The organism is Viridibacterium curvum (assembly GCF_039544165.1).
GTDB classification, from domain to species: domain Bacteria; phylum Pseudomonadota; class Gammaproteobacteria; order Burkholderiales; family Rhodocyclaceae; genus Viridibacterium; species Viridibacterium curvum.
On the sequence record NZ_BAABLD010000005.1, the window covers coordinates 457523 to 474995 of the forward strand.

12 protein-coding genes are annotated in these 17473 nt (G+C 63.2%); 4 read left to right on the forward strand and 8 right to left on the reverse strand.

Features of this window, described 5'->3' with window-relative positions; translation table 11 throughout:
* Positions 1 to 19: 19 nt before the first annotated feature.
* Positions 20 to 847 (reverse strand): HDOD domain-containing protein, encoded by an 828-nt coding sequence (locus ABEA02_RS06200; protein ID WP_345532004.1) that lies wholly within the window; start codon positions 845 to 847, stop codon positions 20 to 22.
* A gap of 188 nt (positions 848 to 1035) precedes the next feature.
* Here ABEA02_RS06200 and ABEA02_RS06205 point away from each other — a divergent pair, with 188 nt between their 5' ends.
* The 4 genes from ABEA02_RS06205 (at position 1036) to ABEA02_RS06220 (ending at position 8616) form a co-directional block, all read left to right on the forward strand.
* Positions 1036 to 2988: a DUF4914 family protein gene (locus ABEA02_RS06205; protein WP_345532005.1), complete on the forward strand. Its 1953-nt coding sequence runs from the start codon at positions 1036 to 1038 to the stop codon at positions 2986 to 2988.
* Positions 2989 to 3218: 230 nt separating this feature from the next.
* Complete coding sequence (locus ABEA02_RS06210; RefSeq protein WP_345532006.1) at positions 3219 to 4940, forward strand: methyl-accepting chemotaxis protein; 1722 nt, start codon at positions 3219 to 3221, stop codon at positions 4938 to 4940.
* A gap of 146 nt (positions 4941 to 5086) precedes the next feature.
* Positions 5087 to 6796 (forward strand): diphosphate--fructose-6-phosphate 1-phosphotransferase, encoded by a 1710-nt coding sequence (locus ABEA02_RS06215; protein WP_345532007.1) that lies wholly within the window; start codon positions 5087 to 5089, stop codon positions 6794 to 6796.
* Positions 6797 to 7005: 209 nt separating this feature from the next.
* Entirely contained in the window at positions 7006 to 8616 is a 1611-nt protein-coding gene (locus ABEA02_RS06220; protein WP_345532008.1) for a methyl-accepting chemotaxis protein, read from the forward strand.
* Positions 8617 to 8676: 60 nt separating this feature from the next.
* Here the strand turns inward: ABEA02_RS06220 and ABEA02_RS06225 are convergent, their stop codons facing one another.
* The 7 genes from ABEA02_RS06225 to ABEA02_RS06255 form a co-directional block, all read right to left on the reverse strand.
* Positions 8677 to 9921, reverse strand: coding sequence for a pectate lyase family protein (locus ABEA02_RS06225; protein WP_345532009.1), 1245 nt, complete (start codon positions 9919 to 9921; stop codon positions 8677 to 8679).
* Entirely contained in the window at positions 9918 to 10310 is a 393-nt protein-coding gene (locus ABEA02_RS06230) for a bleomycin resistance protein (protein ID WP_345532010.1), read from the reverse strand. The genes ABEA02_RS06225 and ABEA02_RS06230 overlap by 4 nt, the downstream gene beginning before the upstream one ends.
* 1 nt (position 10311) lies before the next feature.
* Complete coding sequence (gene corA, locus ABEA02_RS06235) at positions 10312 to 11451, reverse strand: magnesium/cobalt transporter CorA (protein WP_345532011.1); 1140 nt, start codon at positions 11449 to 11451, stop codon at positions 10312 to 10314.
* Between the two features lie 168 nt (positions 11452 to 11619).
* Positions 11620 to 13038, reverse strand: coding sequence for a Re/Si-specific NAD(P)(+) transhydrogenase subunit beta (gene pntB, locus ABEA02_RS06240; RefSeq protein ID WP_345532012.1), 1419 nt, complete (start codon positions 13036 to 13038; stop codon positions 11620 to 11622).
* A 14-nt stretch (positions 13039 to 13052) separates the two neighbouring features.
* The gene (locus ABEA02_RS06245) at positions 13053 to 14642 is read right to left on the reverse strand and encodes a Re/Si-specific NAD(P)(+) transhydrogenase subunit alpha (RefSeq protein ID WP_345532013.1); all 1590 of its coding nucleotides are present in this window, start codon (positions 14640 to 14642) and stop codon (positions 13053 to 13055) included.
* Between the two features lie 270 nt (positions 14643 to 14912).
* Positions 14913 to 15467 (reverse strand): flavodoxin, encoded by a 555-nt coding sequence (locus ABEA02_RS06250; protein WP_345532014.1) that lies wholly within the window; start codon positions 15465 to 15467, stop codon positions 14913 to 14915.
* A gap of 136 nt (positions 15468 to 15603) precedes the next feature.
* Entirely contained in the window at positions 15604 to 17304 is a 1701-nt protein-coding gene (locus ABEA02_RS06255; protein ID WP_425584666.1) for a cation:proton antiporter domain-containing protein, read from the reverse strand.
* Between the last annotated feature and the right edge of the window lie 169 nt (positions 17305 to 17473).

Sequence of the window (17473 nt, forward strand, 5' to 3'; positions counted from 1 at the left end):
CCACGAGCAATCTCAGACCTCACAGCAGCTGATCCGACTGCGCCGGCAGGTCCTGGCAGGCCTCGATGCGCCAGGGCATGTCGGCGGCTTCGAGTGACAGTCGCGCCATGACCTTGGGGTCGAGGCTGGCGATGATCTCGTCTTGTGACAGGCCATTGCAGAGGCCCAAGGCGACGGCTGACGAGATGTTCACGACCGCAGCCAGCAAGCTGGCGTTGTTCTCGACGGGAGTGATGTAGCTGCGCAGGGCTTCCTGGATTTCGGTCGGGAAGTTCCAGCGCGCGGCGAGCTCGGCGCCGACTTCGCAGTGATCGGTTTCTGTCAGCGAGCGTTCGACCTTGAGCTGGTCGACGCCGCTGGGAGCCTTTTCGCGCGTCAGCTGCTTCGATGCGGCGGGGTAGGCAAGGTGCAGCAGCAGCTGGCCGACGCGGTGCATGAGGCCGGCGGTGTAGGCGAATTCGATGTTGACGCCGTCGCGCTTGCCGAACACGCGGGCAACGCCGGCCGTGACGAGGGCGTGGCGCCAGAAGAGGCGCATATCGACGCCCTCCACCTTGTTGAAGCTGCGCGACATGCCCGAGGCGATGACCAGTGATCTGAGTGCAGACAGGCCGATCAGGGTGACGGCCTGGTCGATGGCGCCGATCTTCTTGCTGACGCCGTACTGGCTGGAGTTGGCCATCTGCAGGACACGGGCTGACAGTGATTGGTCCTGCTTGACCTGCGCGACCAGCGCGCTGATGTCTACATCTTCCTTGCAAAGCGAGGCGATGAGCTCCTGCACGATCTTCGGGATGCTGGGCAGGCGGGGCAGGTTGGCGAACAGCTTGTCGATGGCGGCGGACATGTCGGGGTCTCTCACTTTTTGCGGCGATGCTTCCTTTACGGCGCGGCAAGGGGGTGGCTTGACCGTCAGGACCTGGGGCGAACCCTGATCAGGCTCAAGAACCTGATCGGGACGCGCCCCGACAATAGGGGCGTTCAATTCATTCCCCTTCTCTTCATTCCCCTTCTCATTTCCCTCAAGGCCCATTCATGGATACGCCACGGCAGCCCCTTCATTTCGCACAGGACTGGCCTTCGCTCGGCTTGCCCGCTCATGTCATCGAAGTCCTCAGTGCGGCACCCTCATTGGCCGTGGCCGAGACGCGTGAAGAGTTACTGGACTGGGCGCTGGGGCGTGCCAGCGGCAGCACCGACTGGAGCCCTGGCAATCGCGAGGACAAGGGCGAATTCGAAGCTGCCTTTGAGGTGCCGGGCATGGGGCGGGTGGTGGAAGCCGTGGTCACCAAGGCGCGCAACGGGCTGGCGGTGAATTTCCCCGATCCGCGCATGCGGCGTCGTGACCCTGATGCCATGGTTATCGGCGACAAGTTGCCAACCGACAAGCCGACCTATACCGAGCGTTTCGGCGAGAGCTTCGACAAGACGCGTCAGAAGACGCTGGACTGGCTCAAGACACAGGATCTCGTCGTGGTGCCGTTCTATGCCGGCCCGGCAGACCTGGGTTATGGCGCGCTGTTGATCTGTCCGCGTCAGGCAGCTTTCTTTGCGGGAGCCTTGGCGGACCTGCAAGGCATGATTCCCGGAAGCCAGGTGCCGGCTGGCTTCAAGCTGTCGGGTGGTGTCATCTTTATCGCGCCGCCGTTCCGGCACACCCATTACGACGGCAAACAGGTCGTTGTGCATTCGCGCTGCGAGACGCACCAGGAGATCTACGCCTACAACCTCTACCCCGGGCCCAGCGCGAAGAAGGGCGTGTATTCGTTGCTGCTGGATATTGGCGAGCGCGAGGGCTGGACGACCAACCACTGCGCGGCGGTGGGCGTGGTGACGCCTTACGACAACCAGCTGGTGATCATGCATGAGGGCGCTTCAGGCGGCGGCAAGAGCGAGATGACCGAGCACATCCACCGAATGGAGGATGGACGCCTGCTGATCGGCAAGAACGTCGTGACAGGGGAAGAGCGCACCCTGGTGCTGCCCGAGGCCTGCCACCTCCACCCCATGGCCGACGACATGGCCTGCGCGCATCCGCATTACAACGAGGGGCAGACCAAGCTTGCCATCCGCGACGCGGAGGCCGGCTGGTTCGTCCGTGTCGACCACATCAAACGCTACGGCACCGACCCGCACCTCGAACGCCTGTGCCTGCACCCGGACCGGCCGCTGATCTTCCTCAATCACTACATCGTGCCCGGCGGGCAGTGCCTGATCTGGGAGCACATCGAGGATGCGCCCGGAAAGCCTTGTACCAACCCGCGCGTCATCATTCCGCGCGACATGGTGGAGGGTATCCACACAGGCCCGGTGCAGATCAACATCCGCAGCTTCGGCGTGCGCTGCCCACCCACGCACAAGGACAGCCGTCAGTACGGCATCGTGGGCATGCTGCACATCCTCAGCCCGGCGCTGGCCTGGCTATGGCGTCTCGTGGCGCCGCGTGGTCATGCCAACCCCAGCATTCAGGACAGCAAGGGTATGCAGTCCGAAGGCGTGGGCTCGTATTGGGCCTTCGCGACCGGCAGACGTGTCGACCAGGCTAATCTGCTGTTGCGCCAGATCGTCGAGAACACCGACACACGCCACGTGCTGATCCCGAACCAGTACATCGGCGCGTGGAAGGTCGGCTTCATGGCTGAATGGGTCGCCCGCGAGTACCTCGCACGCCGTGGTAGCGCTCGCTTCTCGCGCGAACAGCTGGTTGAGAGCCCGTGCGCCTTGCTGGGATACGTGCCCAAACAGATCAAGGTCGAGGGTTCGCTGATTCCGCCAGTCTTCCTGCATGTGGGCAGTCAGCTCGAAGGCGGCGCGGAGGTGTATGAGGATGGGGCGCGTCAGTGGCAGGAGTTCTTCAAGCGCGAGCTGACGCCGTTCATGACGCCGGACCTCGACCCACTGGGCCGCAAGATCATTCAGGCCTGTCTGGACGATGCGACGCAGGAGGATTACTGGAAACTGATCCCCCACCAGATCTTCAAGGGCTGATGGCAGCGTGATCGGCGGCGTACGCTGTCTTTCCCTTCCGGTTGGCTTTGACGTTTCATAGCAAAAATCAATCGCCGGCTATTCGGCATTAGTTCCGGATAATTGAATGTCATCGCCCTGTCTGCCGTTGGCAACGGAAGGGTCGCAGCGCAGCATTCGTACCGCGACCTGGATGTGAGCAATGTGATCGTGACGAATGCATGTCACGAACCAGTCAACGGGGAGGCGGCATGAAATGGCTTGAAAGCTTGCTGGGCGGGACTCGGACAAAGGCAAACCAGTCCGTTGTAGCCAATGATGAGTTGGCGGATCTGCGGGGACAGATTGCGGCAATCGGCAAGTCCCAGGCGGTCATCGAGTTCCATCTCGATGGCTCCGTTATCACTGCCAACGACAATTTTCTGAAAGCGATGGGCTACCGGCTGGACGAGATCCGTGGCCAGCACCACCGCTTGTTTGTTGACGCTGAATACGCGCGCAGCGCCGAGTACCGCCAGTTCTGGGATCGTCTTGGCCGCGGTGAATACGACGCGGGTTTGTATCGTCGTGTCGGCAAGGGTGGTCGCGCGATCTGGATCCAGGCCAGCTACAACCCCATCCTCGATGCCTCCGGACGGCCATTCAAGGTCGTGAAGTACGCGACCGACGTCACGGTCGAGCGCATGCGCAATGCCGATTACCAGGGTCAGCTCGACGCCATAGGCAAGTCACAGGCTGTCATCGAGTTCAACCTCGATGGCAGCATCATCACTGCCAATCACAACTTCCTTGCCGTGCTGGGGTACACCCTGGAAGAGGTGCGTGGCCAGCACCATCGCATGTTCGTTGACGCCGAATATGCCCGCAGCGCTGAGTATCGCCAGTTCTGGGAGAAGCTCGGGCGGGGCGAATACGATGCGGGCCAGTACAAACGCATTTCGAGGACTGGCGACGAGGTCTGGATTCAGGCGAGTTACAACCCAATCTTCGATGTCGATGGCAAGCCCTGCAAAGTAGTCAAATATGCCAGCGACGTGACACGCAGCGTCAAGGAGGCGCATGCGCTGCAGGAGACCGTTGAACAGACGGCGCGCGTCGTCAGCGATGCGGCAGCAGGCAACCTCGCCGGCCGCATTCCGCTGGCGGGCAAAACGGGTCAGCTGGCAAGCTTGTGCGAATCGGTCAATATGCTGCTCGACGCCATGTCGGATATCGTGCGTCAGATCCAGCTGAGCGCCGAAGAAGTGCTCAACGGCGCCAGTGAAATCTCGCGCGGCAACGCTGACTTGTCGTCGCGCACGGAAGAGCAAGCCAGCAGCCTGGAAGAAACCGCCAGCACGATGGAAGAGCTCACAGCCACCGTGCGGCAGAATTCAGACGGCGCCGTTCAGGCCAATGAACTGGCCCGCCGCTCAAGCGACGATGTGGTGCGGGGCGGCGAGGTGGTCAAGCGCGTGGCGCAGACCATGGGCGAGATCAACGCCAGCTCGCGCAAGATTGCCGAGATCATCGGCGTCATCGACAGCATTGCTTTCCAGACCAACATCCTGGCCCTCAACGCCGCGGTCGAAGCCGCGCGTGCCGGTGAGCAGGGGCGGGGTTTCGCCGTGGTCGCTTCCGAGGTGCGCAGCCTCGCGCAACGCAGCGCCACTGCCGCCAAGGAGATCAAGACCCTGATTGGTGAATCGGTCAGCTGCGTCGAAGAAGGCGGCAGGCTCGCCGAACAGGCCTGCGCTGCAATGAGTGAGGTTGTGACTTCCTTCGAATCGGTCTCGCAACTCGTTACGGGAATTTCGAGTGCCAGCCGCGAACAGACAACCGGGATCGAACAGGTCAATAACGCCATCGTCCAGATGGAGCAGGTGACCCAGCAGAACGCCGCTCTTGTGGAAGAGGCGGCTGCGGCGGCCGAGAGTCTGGAAGATCAGGCGCGCACCCTGGTGCGCTCTGTTCAGCACTTCAAGCTGAGCTGATTCAGCCAAACGGAATCGGAGGTTTTTTTGTCGGGCCACGGACGGCCTGCCCCATGGATCTGGCACCGTCCGGGCAGGGCCAGGGTGAGGGACCCCGGTTTGGGGGATAATGCGCCTCCCCTGAACCCCTTTACCAGAGTCCAGAGATGACCCGCCTCAACGACCGCCTGACCGCCATGGAGCAGCACAACGCGCTGCTCGAAGACCAACTCCGCCAGCTGCCTTTGCCCATCGTGCCCGCCTTCAGGGCCGGTGATGGTGTGCGGGCCGTCAGTTTTGACGCGACCGGCGATGTGTTGAGCACGGCGGATGCGGCGCGTGTGGCCGAGATGTTCCCGCAGACCACGGTGGCTAACGCCGGCAAGGTGCTGCATGGCGGCGCGCCGCTGGCACAGCGCCCGAGCGGCAAGCGAGTCGCCGTGTTGTTCTCCGGTGGCCCGGCGCCGGGCGGTCACAACGTGGTTGTGGGTCTCAAGCAGATGCTGGGTAGCGACAACCTGCTGCTGGGCGTGCGTGGCGGCCCCAAGGGGCTGCTGAACGGTCGCCTGGAGCCCGTGACGGACGCCGACGTGGCGAAGATCCGCAACAGCGGCGGCTTTGACTACCTGGGCACGGATCGCACCAAGATCAAGACGGCCGAGCAGTTCGCCAAGGTGCGCGAGGTTGCAGTAAAAAATGCCCTCGATGCCATCGTGATCATCGGTGGAGACGACTCCAACACCAACGCCGCCGTGCTGGCCGAAGAGCTGTTTGCCAACGTGCATGCCGATGGCCGTGGCGTGCAGGTGATCGGCGTTCCCAAGACCATTGACGGCGACTTGCAGCTGGGCGACCTGCTGCCGATCTCGTTCGGGTTCGACACGGCGACGCGCATTTACGCCGAGATGGTCGGCAACATCCTGCAGGACTCGCGCTCGTCGCTGAAGTACTGGCATTTCGTGAAGCTGATGGGGCGTGCCGCTTCGCACGTGACGCTGGAAGTCGCGCTGCAGGCCAAGCCGGCCATCACGCTGATCTCGGAAGAAATCGCGGCGAAGAAGCTGTCGCTCGCCGACATCATCGAGCAGATTGCGCAGACGGTCGTCAGCCGTGCCGCCAAGGGCATCCACCATGGTGTGCTGCTGGTGCCTGAGGGCCTGATCGAGTTCGTGCCCGAGGTGAAGTCGCTCATCGATGCCCTCAATGAGGTGCTGGCCCACGCCGACGGCTTTGCTGCGCTGGACGAGGCCGCCAAGCGCGCCTTTGTTGCCGGCAAGCTCGATGCAGCACACGCAGCGCTGTTTGCCAGCCTGCCCGAATACATCCAGGACATGCTGCTGGCCGACCGCGATTCGCACGGCAATCTGCAACTGTCGCTGATCCCGACCGAACAGCTGCTGGTCGACATGACCCGCGCCCGCCTCAAGCAGATCGACGCCAAGATCCCGTTCGCGACGCAGTGTCATTTCTTCGGCTACGAAGGTCGTTGTGGTGCGCCGACCCTGTTCGACGCCGCTTACACCCTGAACCTGGGGCTCACGGCCGGCGCGCTGATCCTTGCGGGCAAGACCGGCTACATGGCCAGCATCGGCAACCTTTTTGGCGGTGGCGTGCCGCTGGCCATTCCGCTGGCCGGCCTGCTCAATATCGAACGTCGCCATGGCTCGGAGGCCGTGGTGATCGAAAAGGCACTGGTCAACATCGACGCGCCGGCCATGCAGTACTTCGTGAGCCGTCGTGCCGAGTGGGCGCAGGCCGACCTGTTCGCCTCACCCGGCCCGCGCCAGTTCTGGGGCCCGGTGGCCAGCCAGGTGCCGCTGTCGGTGGCGCTCAATCGCAAGGCGGACGATGTGTTGTTCCGCTTCGGCGAGGTCTGAGCCAGGGCGATCAGGAAAGTCGCCGGGCCGCCCCAAGACTTTCTTGGCCCCCACGGGGGGCGGCATGGACCTTTCGGGCCATGCCGGGGGCACACTGAATTCACGCTTTGACCAGGGAAGGCACTCAAGAAGTGCCGCGTTCCTGTCGTTGTCTTCCGAATGAGAAATCCCGCGTTCCGCGGGCTGCAGTCGAGACAAGGAACAGGAAAATGAGTCTGCGCAAGCGTTTGTGGCTGTCGTTCGGCCTGATGATCGCCCTCGTCGTGGTGCTGGGGGGCGTGTCGCTGACCGTGACGCGCCTGATCATCGCGGAAACGCACAACGTCGAAGAAGGCAAGGCGCGCAGTGACCTGGCGGCGGCGATCCGCCTCAAGGCCATGCGCCAGACCTTGCTGGCGACACAGATTGCCGGTGCGTCGGCAGGCTCGGTGGAGATCATCGATGGCTCCCGCCAGGAGCTGGTCGCCGCGACGGCAGCTGATGTGGACGCCCTCGGCAAGATGCTGACCGATCCGCAGTCGGCCGAGCTGATGCAGGCCATGGATTCAGCACGGGCTTCGTACAGCTCAGCCATTGAGCGCGTGGTCGACATGGCCAAGCAGGGCGATCAGGCGGGTGCGCAGCGCAGCCTGTCGGCCGAAGTGGGGGCGCGTTGGTCGCGCTATGAGCGTGCCATTGATGCGCTGGTTGCAGCCCAGGATGAGTTCGCCAAACAGTCCAGCGAGGATGCTGCGCGCTTCGAGAAGATCGGCAGCATCGTCATGCTGGCAGGCATTCTTGCCGCAGCCGCCATTGCGATGTTCAGCGCGGGTGTCGTCGTGCGTTCGATCATGAACCTGATGGGCGGTGAGCCCGAAGACGCTGTGCAGGTGGTGCGCCAGATTGCACAGGGCGACCTGACGCGCCGTGCTCAGGCTACGCGACCTGACAGTCTCATTGGCCAGCTCGAACAGATGCGCCAGAACCTCAATGCGACGCTGCAGGAACTCTCGGCCCGCGCGAGGGAGCTCAACGATCACGCGCGCGGCATGTCCGGCGCGGCCGAGCAGATGGCCAGTGCGGCCAGCAACGAATCGGATGCGGCATCGCGCATGGCAGCCACCATGCAGCAAATGACCGTCAGCATCACGCATGTGTCGGATGGCGCAGGTTCAGCCGCCCAGACCGTGAGCGAAGCGGGCGACGTGGCCACGCGTGGCAGCAAGGTCGTTCTGGATCTGGCCGACGGCATGGCGACGATTTCGCGCGGCGTAAAACAGTCGGCCGAGTCGGTGACCGAGTTGGGGCGCCAGTCCGAGCAGATCCGTTCGATTGTCGGTGTGATCCGCGAGATTGCCGACCAGACCAATTTGCTGGCGCTCAACGCAGCCATCGAGGCCGCGCGTGCAGGGGAGAGCGGTCGAGGCTTCGCGGTGGTGGCCGACGAGGTTCGCAAACTGGCCGAACGTACGGGCAAGTCCACGCAGGACATCGCGGCGATGATTGAAGCCATTCAGGGCAATGTCGACAGTGTCGTGGTGGCCATGAGCAAGAATGCGCAGGATGTTTCGCAAGGTGAGGTGCTGGCCGTTGAAGCCGGCAAATCGATGGGCGAGATCCGTGATGCCATGACAAACGTCGTCGACATCGTCTCCAGCATCAGTCACGCGACGCGCGAGAACTCTTCGGCGAGTCAGGATGTAGCGCGCACGGTCGAGCAGATCGCGCGCCTCTCGGAAGACAACAGCGGTGCCGCAGGCAAGGTGGCCGACACAGCGCGCCAGCTCAATGGCGTGGCCGGCAACATCAATCAGGCGATTTCGCGTTTCCGCACCGCCTGAGCCGACGACGCCCGGGGGCCGCCAAGGGCGTGCGCACGCATCCCCATTCCGTTCTGACGCTTACTCCAGATCGGCAGCCAGCTTCTTCAGCCAGGCGTCCACATCTTTCGGGATATCCAGCTTGCGGCGCGTCGATTCGGGGCGTGGATAGCCGCCGATCTCTTCCTGACTGTCAATGATGCGACCACCGCCGCTTTGTGCTTCGGCAACGATGCGGGCGTCGACGGCATCGCGGTCCCTGGGCCGTGCGCCAGCGCTGCGCAGCACAGCCGCTTCGGTGTCGGCAGCAGGGCGGGCCACAAGACCAGCGGGCCATAGAGGCGCCTTGTCGAGCGGGGTGACCTTGCCGAGCGTCATCGGCATGGGTTCGCCCTTGCGGTCGAAGGCGAGGTTGTCACTGAGGAAAGCATCTGCCCCGGCGTCATTGGCGCCGACACGCAGCAGCGCCAGATCCTTGCGCGTGTTGGGCCCGTGCCGCAGGACGTTGCCGACCACCGCAATCTGCGTGTTGGCGGGCATCGTCCGGCCGCTCCATTCGCTCGGCACACCGCCACCGCGCACGGCGTAGTCCCCCGGGTTATAGATCAGGTTGTTGACGACGACGCCGGTGGCATTGGTCTTGTACCAGGGGTTGCGGTCGCGGTTGTGTGCGTAGAGGTTGCCGATGATGGCGACCTCCTGCACGTTGTCGTGAATCAGCGAGCCCATCGAGTGCTTGCCTTTTTCGTGCGTGGCATCGAGCAGGCCCTCGGCAACGATGTTGTTCGACAGCGTGACGCGCCCCGCCGTGCCTTGCGGGCCGTAATAGCGCTCGCCACTGACCGACAGGTTTTCGTCAGTACCCCAGGCGAACGAGCAGTGATCGACCACCACGTTGCGGGCGTTCGGCCCGGTGATCGACACATCCCGCTCGAAGCCGCTCTTTTTCGCCATGCCTGCATCGCCAATGCGGAAGCGGATGTGCTGCATCAACACATCGTGCGTGCCGATATTCATGCCGCCACGAATCAGGGTGATGCCGGGGGAGGGCGCTGTTTGCCCCGCAATGGTGACGAAGGGCGAGCGGATCTTGAGGTCGGTCTTTTCGAGATCGATGACGCCACCGACTTCGAACACGATGATGCGCGGGCCCTGTGTGAGCAAAGCCTCCCGCAGACTGCCGCTGCCAAATCCATCCAGCGTGGTGACGCGAATGATCTCGCCACCGCTGCCAGCCCTGGTGTCCGTGCCGAAGCCGATCAGCTCGGCGGCATGAAGCCCCGGTAGGTGCATGAGTGCGACGAATAGTGTGAGTGATGTCCTCATGTTGTCCCCGGGTTCAGTTCCTCGCCGAAGCGAATGGCATTGCCATAGGGGTCATCAATCTGCATTTCACGCATACCCCAGGGCTGGTCGATGGGGCCATAGCGTGTCGAGATCCCTTCTTCGCCGAACTCGGCTGCCAGCTGATCAACGTTGACGACCCGGATGTAACAGCTGCTGGCGCCGCCAAAGTGCCGGGCCTGGTCTTCCGAGTCGGCGAGCCAGAAATGCAACTCTGCCTCGTCTCTCTGCATGATGAGGAATCCCTGCGTCGGGAAGTTTCCTGCTACAGCAAAGCCCAGTTGCTGGAAGAAGCTCGCGGTGAGGTCAAGATTGCCCGAGGGGAGTTGCGGTATGGCCGGGCCCAGCAGGATGCTTGCATTGCGTGGCACGTCAGAACCCCCGTTTGATCCGCCGATAGCGCCAGCGCAGCAGCCCAAGCAGAGCCAGTGCGCCGCCGACGATGATCGCTGCCGCGATCAGCCAGCCGTTCTCGCTGTTGGTCCACGGCAGGTGCTGGAAGTTCATGCCGAAGAAGCCTGTGACGATGGTGGCTGGCGCGAACAGGGTGGTGATGATGGTCAGCAGCCGCAGCTCCTTGTTGAGGCGGTTGCTGACCGTCGACAGGTAGAGATCGAGCAGGTCACCGATCTGCTCGCGCAGGGCGTCGAGCTGTTCGATGAGGTGCACGCAGTGTTCATACACATCGCGGAAGTAGGGGATGGTGTCGGGCTTCACCAGCCCGGCGGTGTTGCGCAGTACGCCGTTGGTGACTTCGCGCGTCGGCCAGATGCTGTGGCGCAGCTCGTACATCTCGCGCTTGAGGTGATTGATCTGCTCTACCGCATTGCGTGGCGGGTCAACGATGAGCTGGTCTTCGAGCTTCTCGATATCGGCTGAGAGTTTCTCGGTCACGACGAAGTAGCTGTCGACGATGGCGTCGGTGAGTGCGTGCAGCAAGCTGTCGGGCCCGCCACGGCGCAGCAGGCTACCGTTCTTGCGCAGACGCTCGCGGATCGGGTCGAAGAGGCCGGTCGAGCGCTCCTGGAAGCTGAGGATGAAGTCTGCGCCCATGACGAGGCTGATCTGCTCGGCCTGGCAGTCGTGATCGGCGCTGTTGTAGTCGAAGGACTTCAGCACCATGAACAGGTAGTCGCCGTAATCTTCGAGCTTGGGACGATGGTGGGTGTTGACGATGTCTTCGAGCACCAGCGGGTGCAGGCCGAAGCGCTGTCCGATCTCCTGCATGACAGACGGATCGTGCAGTCCATGTACGTTCAGCCAGTAGAGCCCGTGTTGTTTCTCGTAGCGGCGCGACTCTTCGAGCGACGAAAAGGTGATCTCGATGAGTTGCTGGGGGTCGTAGTCGAACAGGGTGATGGCGGCCTGTCGCACTTTCACCTGCCCGATGTGCTGGAGGCTGCCGGGGTCCATGCCGACCTTGTGTGCCTGCCGCGCACTGGCGAGTGGATCGGTACTGACGTCGGGGGAGTCAGTTGTTGACTTGTGACGTTTGTGCGAGAAGAGATGCACGTCGGGCGTCCTCACTGGGGCTGGCCGCGCGCCGTGATGCGGCGCGCGGTTCGGGTTCCGTATGATGCACTCCGCCTTCTTGCGCGCACAAGTGGCGTCGGCCCGCACAAAAACAAAGCGGCATGCGTATCAGGCATGCCGCTTCGGGAGACTTTAACCCGCCTGGTGTCAGGACTTCAGCGCGACCAGCACCTCGTCGAGCATCTTCTTGGCGTCGCCGAACAGCATGCGGTTGTTGTCCTTGTAGAACAGCGGATTGTCCACGCCCGCGTAGCCGGAGGCCATGCTGCGCTTCATGACGATGGAGGTCTTGGCCTTCCAGACTTCCAGCACCGGCATGCCGGCGATGGGGCTGGCGGGGTCTTCCTGTGCGGCCGGGTTCACGATGTCGTTGGCGCCGATGACCATGGCAACGTCCGTCTCCGGGAAGTCCTCGTTGATCTCGTCCATCTCCATCACGATGTCGTAGGGCACCTTGGCTTCGGCCAGCAGCACGTTCATGTGGCCGGGCATGCGGCCCGCGACCGGGTGGATCGCGAAGCGCACATTCACGCCCTTGGCGCGCAGGTGGCTGGTGATCTCGAAGACGGTGTGCTGGGCCTGTGCGACGGCCATGCCGTAGCCGGGCACGATCACCACGTTCTTGGCTTCGCGCAGCAGCTCGGCGGTCTCGGCCGCGAGGATGGGGCTCACTTCACCGGCCGGCTCGGCGCTGCCACCGGCAGGCTTGGCTGCCGGCGCGCCGCCATCGGAGCCGAAGCCACCTGCGATCACGCTGATGAAGTTGCGGTTCATCGCCGCGCACATGATGTACGAGAGGATGGCGCCCGACGAGCCGACCAGTGCGCCGGTCACGATCAGCAGGTCGTTGCTGAGCATGAAGCCCGTTGCCGCTGCCGCCCAGCCCGAGTAGCTGTTGAGCATCGAGACCACCACCGGCATGTCGGCACCACCGATGGCCATCACCATGTGAATGCCGAACAGCAGCGAGATCACCGTCATCACGATCAGCGGCGTCATGCCGGCCTGCACGGTCTCGGCCTGCAGGAAGGCGTAGCCGAAGTAGATGACGACCAGCAGGCCGATGAGGTTGATGAAGTGGCGGCCCGGCAGCAGCAGGGGCTTGCCGCCAACCTTGCCGGAGAGCTTGCCGAAGGCGATGACCGAGCCCGAGAAGGTGACGGCGCCAATGAGGATGCCGACGTAGATCTCGATTTCGTGAATGGCCTTCTCGGCACCGGTGAAGGTGATCGAGGTGTCGATGTAGCTCGCGAAACCGACGAGGCACGCCGCGAGGCCGACGAGGCTGTGCATGAAGGCAACCAGCTCGGGCATCTGCGTCATCTTCACGACGCGTGCGAGGTAGAGGCCGATGGCGCCGCCGACGACCGTCGCACCGATGATCCACGGCAAACCGGCAGATGCGACGCGCGGACCGAACACCGTAGCCAGCACGGCGATGGTCATGCCGATCATGCCGTAGAGATTGCCGCGGCGCGCGGTTTCCTGGTTGGACAGGCCGCCCAGACACAGGATGAAAAGAATGGTTGCTCCGAGGTAGGAGACCGTAGCCAGACTTGCGGACATTTTTATTCTTCCCCTTACTTGCGGAACATCGCCAGCATGCGCTGGGTGACGGCGAAGCCGCCGAACATGTTGATGGTGGCCAGCACGATGGCGCCGATGGCCAGTGCGCGAATCACCGTGTCAGGGCGCGAGATGTCTGCCGACAAGGGCGGTGCGATCTGCACCAGCGCGCCGATGGCGATGATCGACGAGACCGCATTGGTCACGCTCATCAGCGGCGTGTGCAGCGCAGGCTTCACGTTCCACACCACCATGTAGCCCACGAAGCAGGCCAGCACGAAGACTGTGAAATGGCTCAGGAAGGCAGCCGGCGCGTGGGCGCCGATCACCCAGAACAGCGCGGCTGCGATGCCGAAGACGACCGCCAGCTTCTGGTGCGACATGGGCTCCGAGGGCTCCCCGTGGCCATGCGCGGATTTCTTCGCAACCGGCGCAGCCGCAGCAGCCGGCTTGGCCGCAGCAGCGGGAATTTTGGGCGCCGGTGCTGGCCAGGTGATCTCGCCTTCCTTGATGACCGTGAGGCCACGGATAGCATCGTCTTCGAAGTTGACGTTGATCTGGCCGTCCTTGGTCTTGCACAGCTCTTCAGTCAGGCGGAAAAGGTTGGTGGCATACAGCGTCGAGGACTGACGTGCCAGGCGGCTCACCAGATCGGTGTAGCCCACGATGGTCACGCCATGGCGTACCACGGCTTCACCCGGAACAGTCAGCTCACAGTTGCCGCCTTGTTCGGCAGCCATGTCAACGATCACGCTACCCGGCTTCATGGACTTCACCATGTCGGCCGTGATGAGCTTGGGGGCCGGCTTGCCGGGGATCAGCGCGGTGGTGATGATGATGTCCACTTCGCGCGCCTGCTGTGCATACATCTCGCGCTGCGCCTGCTGGAAGCCCTCACTCATGACCTTGGCGTAACCGCCGCCGCCCGAGCCGTCTTCCTCGTAATCGACCTTGACGAACTCGCCGCCGAGCGATTTCACCTGGTCGGCCACCTCTGCGCGCGTATCGTTGGCGCGCACGATGGCGCCCAGGTTGGCCGCCGTGCCGATGGCCGCAAGGCCCGCCACACCAGCCCCCGCGATGAACACCTTCGCTGGCGGCACCTTGCCCGCGGCCGTGATCTGGCCATTGAAGAAGCGGCCGAAGGCGTTGGCTGCCTCGACCACCGCGCGATAACCGGCCACACCCGCCTGCGAGGTCAGCGCGTCCATCTTCTGAGCGCGGCTCAATTGGCGGGGCAGGGCATCGATAGCCAGCACGGTGGCCTTCTTCGCCGCGAGCTTCTGCATCAGATCGGGGTTCTGTGCGGGCCAGATGAAGGAGACCAGCGTGCCGCCTTCACGCAGCAGGCCGACCTCTTCGTCGTTCGGGCCGCGTACCTTGAACACGATGTCGGCTTGGTTCCACAACTGCGCTGTGCTGTCGACGATCTCGGCGCCAGCGGCACGGTACGCATCATCGTCAAGGTTCGCCTGCACGCCGGCGCCCGATTCGACCGCGACGCGGAAGCCCAGCTTGATCAGCTTCTCGACGACTTCGGGAACGGTTGCAACCCGTTTCTCACCGGCAAAAGTTTCGCGTGGCACTCCAACAATCAGTGACATGCACGGTTCTCCATTAAAAAGGGGCAAAAAATCGACAGACTTGAACCGCCTTGAGCTGCCAGCGGTATTTGACCATGCGCGACCATACTACAAAGCTGCAATCGGAGTCCGAACCCGCCTCAAATGCCTTGGTCTTCAGGGGGATGGGGTGCTTGGCGGTCGGGAATTGTTGCGATTGCAACGATCAGGCGCAACGCCCGGCGATGAGCACAGGGTATGCCAATGCCGCCTCGGTAGCAGGTGATTCGGCCAATGCGGTGGCAACGTGGCTCAGGCAGCGTGCGCGAGCCGCGCCTTCAGCAGCGGGGTGACGCTGGCCAGCCAGGCGTCGATGCGAGCGTCCGTCTGCATGCCTTGTGTGCGCTGGTCGATGACCAGGCCGACGAAATGCTGTTCGATGACCGAGGCTGAATGCTGGAACGTGTAGCCATCGACAGGCCAGTAGCCGACGAGCTCGGCCCCCAGTGCCTGCAAGGCATCGTGCAGGCGTCGCAGTGAGCTGGCGAAGCGCTCGGCGTAACGCTCCTGGGCGCCAAGGCCAAACAGCGCGATGCGCTTGCCGCTGAGGTCAGCGGGGCCGAGCAGGGCCAGAAACTCCTCCCAGTTCGACTCCAGGCAACCCGCGCTGCGGCCGGGCATCTGACCCACCCCGTAGCTGGGCGTGCCAAGAATGAGCGCGTCGTATTGCAGGAAGTCGGCTGCGCTGGTGCGATTGACGTTGAGGGGCCTGGCTGCGAGGGCTTCACCCAGGCGCGCGTGGATCTTTTTTGCGACGAGGCGGGTTGTGCCGGTTTCTGTGCCGAAGAAGATGCCGATCTTGTCCATGTGCGGTGTCCCATGTCGGGCTTGTCGCATGTGCGACAAGCAAACGCGATGGCAGTCCGGTTCGGACTGCCCCGGGCTCACTCAGGCAAAAAACGTGCTGTCTGCATGGTTGGGCGGCACGCACTCATGCGATGGACTAGTGGTTGGTTTGCGGAGACGGGGTTTGCAGCTGGTCAAGCGCGTGGCGCGTCATGGACAGAGCCAGCTCGTGTTCCCCCATGAACACCGGCCCAAGGCGATCTTTCAGGAAGCCGGCTTCCTCTTCTTCGGAATGCACGCGGGTGACGGTTTCGATGTCCCGCTTGAGCATGCGCGCCGTATCGATCATCGAGCGTGCCGCAATCGCATCGGGGATGGCGATGATCAGCATGCGCGCCCGTGCAACGTGGGCCTGGATCAGCACAGCAGGGTCGGCTGCATCGCCTGCCACGGCGGGTACGCCACTCCGCCGCAATGACTCGACCAGCTCGCGGTTCTGCTCGGCGATGACGACAGGAACCCCTTTGCCGAGCAAGGATTCGCCGATGCGGCGACCGACCCGGCCATAGCCGACGATCAACACATGGTCGGTCAGGCGATGAGACTCCACGCTCATCGGTAGTTCGGCCAGAGGATCATCGGGGCGCTCGAAAGCACGTGCGAGGGTGGAGCGAGAGCGGATCCAGGTTTGCACCGGCTCGATGGCGGCAAACAGCAGCGGATTGAGCGCGATAGAGATCAGCGCGCCAGCGAGGATGAGGTTCTGTCCTTCAAGCGGCAGAAGGTTCAGGGAGACGCCAAGGCCCGCCAGAATGAAGGAGAACTCGCCAATCTGCGCCAGACTGGCGGAGACCGTCAGCGCCGTATTGAGCGGATAGCGGAAGGCCAGCACAAGCAGGAAGGCGGCGAGCGTCTTGCCCAGCATGATGATGGCGACGACCCCCAGTACGTGCAGCGGCTCCTTGATGAGCATGGCCGGATCGAAGAGCATGCCCACCGACACGAAGAACAGCACGGAGAAGGCGTCCTGCAGCGGCAATGACTCGGTCGCCGCACGATGACTCAGGGCTGACTTGCCAACCACCATGCCGGCAAGGAAGGCTCCCAGCGCGAACGACACACCGAATACGGCCGCAGCGGCATAGGCAATGCCCACTGCCACGGCAATGACGCACAGCGTAAAGAGCTCGCGCGACCCGGTGCGCGCCACTTGCCAGAGAATCCACGGTAATACACGCGCGCCAACGACAAACATCAGCAAGGCAAAGACCGCCACCTTGCCAAGCGTGAAGCCGAATGTGGTCAGCAAATCGATGCCACTTGGTGTGCCTGTCGTCGTATCACCTCCACCCAGCCAACCCGCAAGCGGCGGCAGCAGCACCAGGACGAGCACCATCACGAGGTCTTCAACCACCAGCCAGCCAACTGCAATGCTGCCATTGATGGTGTCCAGCAAGCCACGCCCCTCCAGCGCGCGCAGCAGCACCACGGTACTCGCGACCGAGAGTGACAAGCCGAACACGATACCAGCGCCCAGACTCCAGCCCCAGAACCACGCCACGCCAGCCCCCATGGCAGTGGCAGCCACGATCTGCGCAATCGCACCGGGAAGAGCGATGCGGCGTACGGACATCAGATCGTCAAGCGAAAAGTGCAGCCCTACACCGAACATCAGCAGCATCACGCCGATTTCAGCCAGTTGCCCGGAAAGATGAACGTCAGCCACGAAGCCCGGCGTTGCGGGCCCGATCATGATGCCAGCAACCAGATAGCCCACCAGCGCGGGCAAGCGCAGGCGCGTCGCCGCAAAGCCCAGCACCAATGCCAGTCCCAGTGCGGCAGCGACGGTCGTGATCAAGGGAACATCATGTGGCACGCGGCTTCATCCTTCGTCTCTCTGCAGTTCCAGGGAATAACGCCCGAGGCTCGTAGCGCTGTCGCGTGGCTGCATTGTTGGCTCCGGCGATCAGGCGTGATCGTCTCATGCCCAGTGTCCGTGGACGTCACCCGAGCTCAGGCGAGATAAG

What these genes read in the sequence shown, in the direction of transcription:
- ABEA02_RS06200 (WP_345532004.1), bottom strand. Translation starts at nt 847, where the DNA reads ATGTCCGCCGCCATCGACAAGCTGTTCGCCAACCTGCCCCGCCTGCCC.
- ABEA02_RS06205 (WP_345532005.1), top strand. Translation starts at nt 1,036, where the DNA reads ATGGATACGCCACGGCAGCCCCTTCATTTCGCACAGGACTGGCCTTCG.
- ABEA02_RS06210 (WP_345532006.1), top strand. Translation starts at nt 3,219, where the DNA reads ATGAAATGGCTTGAAAGCTTGCTGGGCGGGACTCGGACAAAGGCAAAC.
- ABEA02_RS06215 (WP_345532007.1), top strand. Translation starts at nt 5,087, where the DNA reads ATGACCCGCCTCAACGACCGCCTGACCGCCATGGAGCAGCACAACGCG.
- ABEA02_RS06220 (WP_345532008.1), top strand. Translation starts at nt 7,006, where the DNA reads ATGAGTCTGCGCAAGCGTTTGTGGCTGTCGTTCGGCCTGATGATCGCC.
- ABEA02_RS06225 (WP_345532009.1), bottom strand. Translation starts at nt 9,921, where the DNA reads ATGAGGACATCACTCACACTATTCGTCGCACTCATGCACCTACCGGGG.
- pntB (WP_345532012.1), bottom strand. Translation starts at nt 13,038, where the DNA reads ATGTCCGCAAGTCTGGCTACGGTCTCCTACCTCGGAGCAACCATTCTT.
- ABEA02_RS06245 (WP_345532013.1), bottom strand. Translation starts at nt 14,642, where the DNA reads ATGTCACTGATTGTTGGAGTGCCACGCGAAACTTTTGCCGGTGAGAAA.
- ABEA02_RS06250 (WP_345532014.1), bottom strand. Translation starts at nt 15,467, where the DNA reads ATGGACAAGATCGGCATCTTCTTCGGCACAGAAACCGGCACAACCCGC.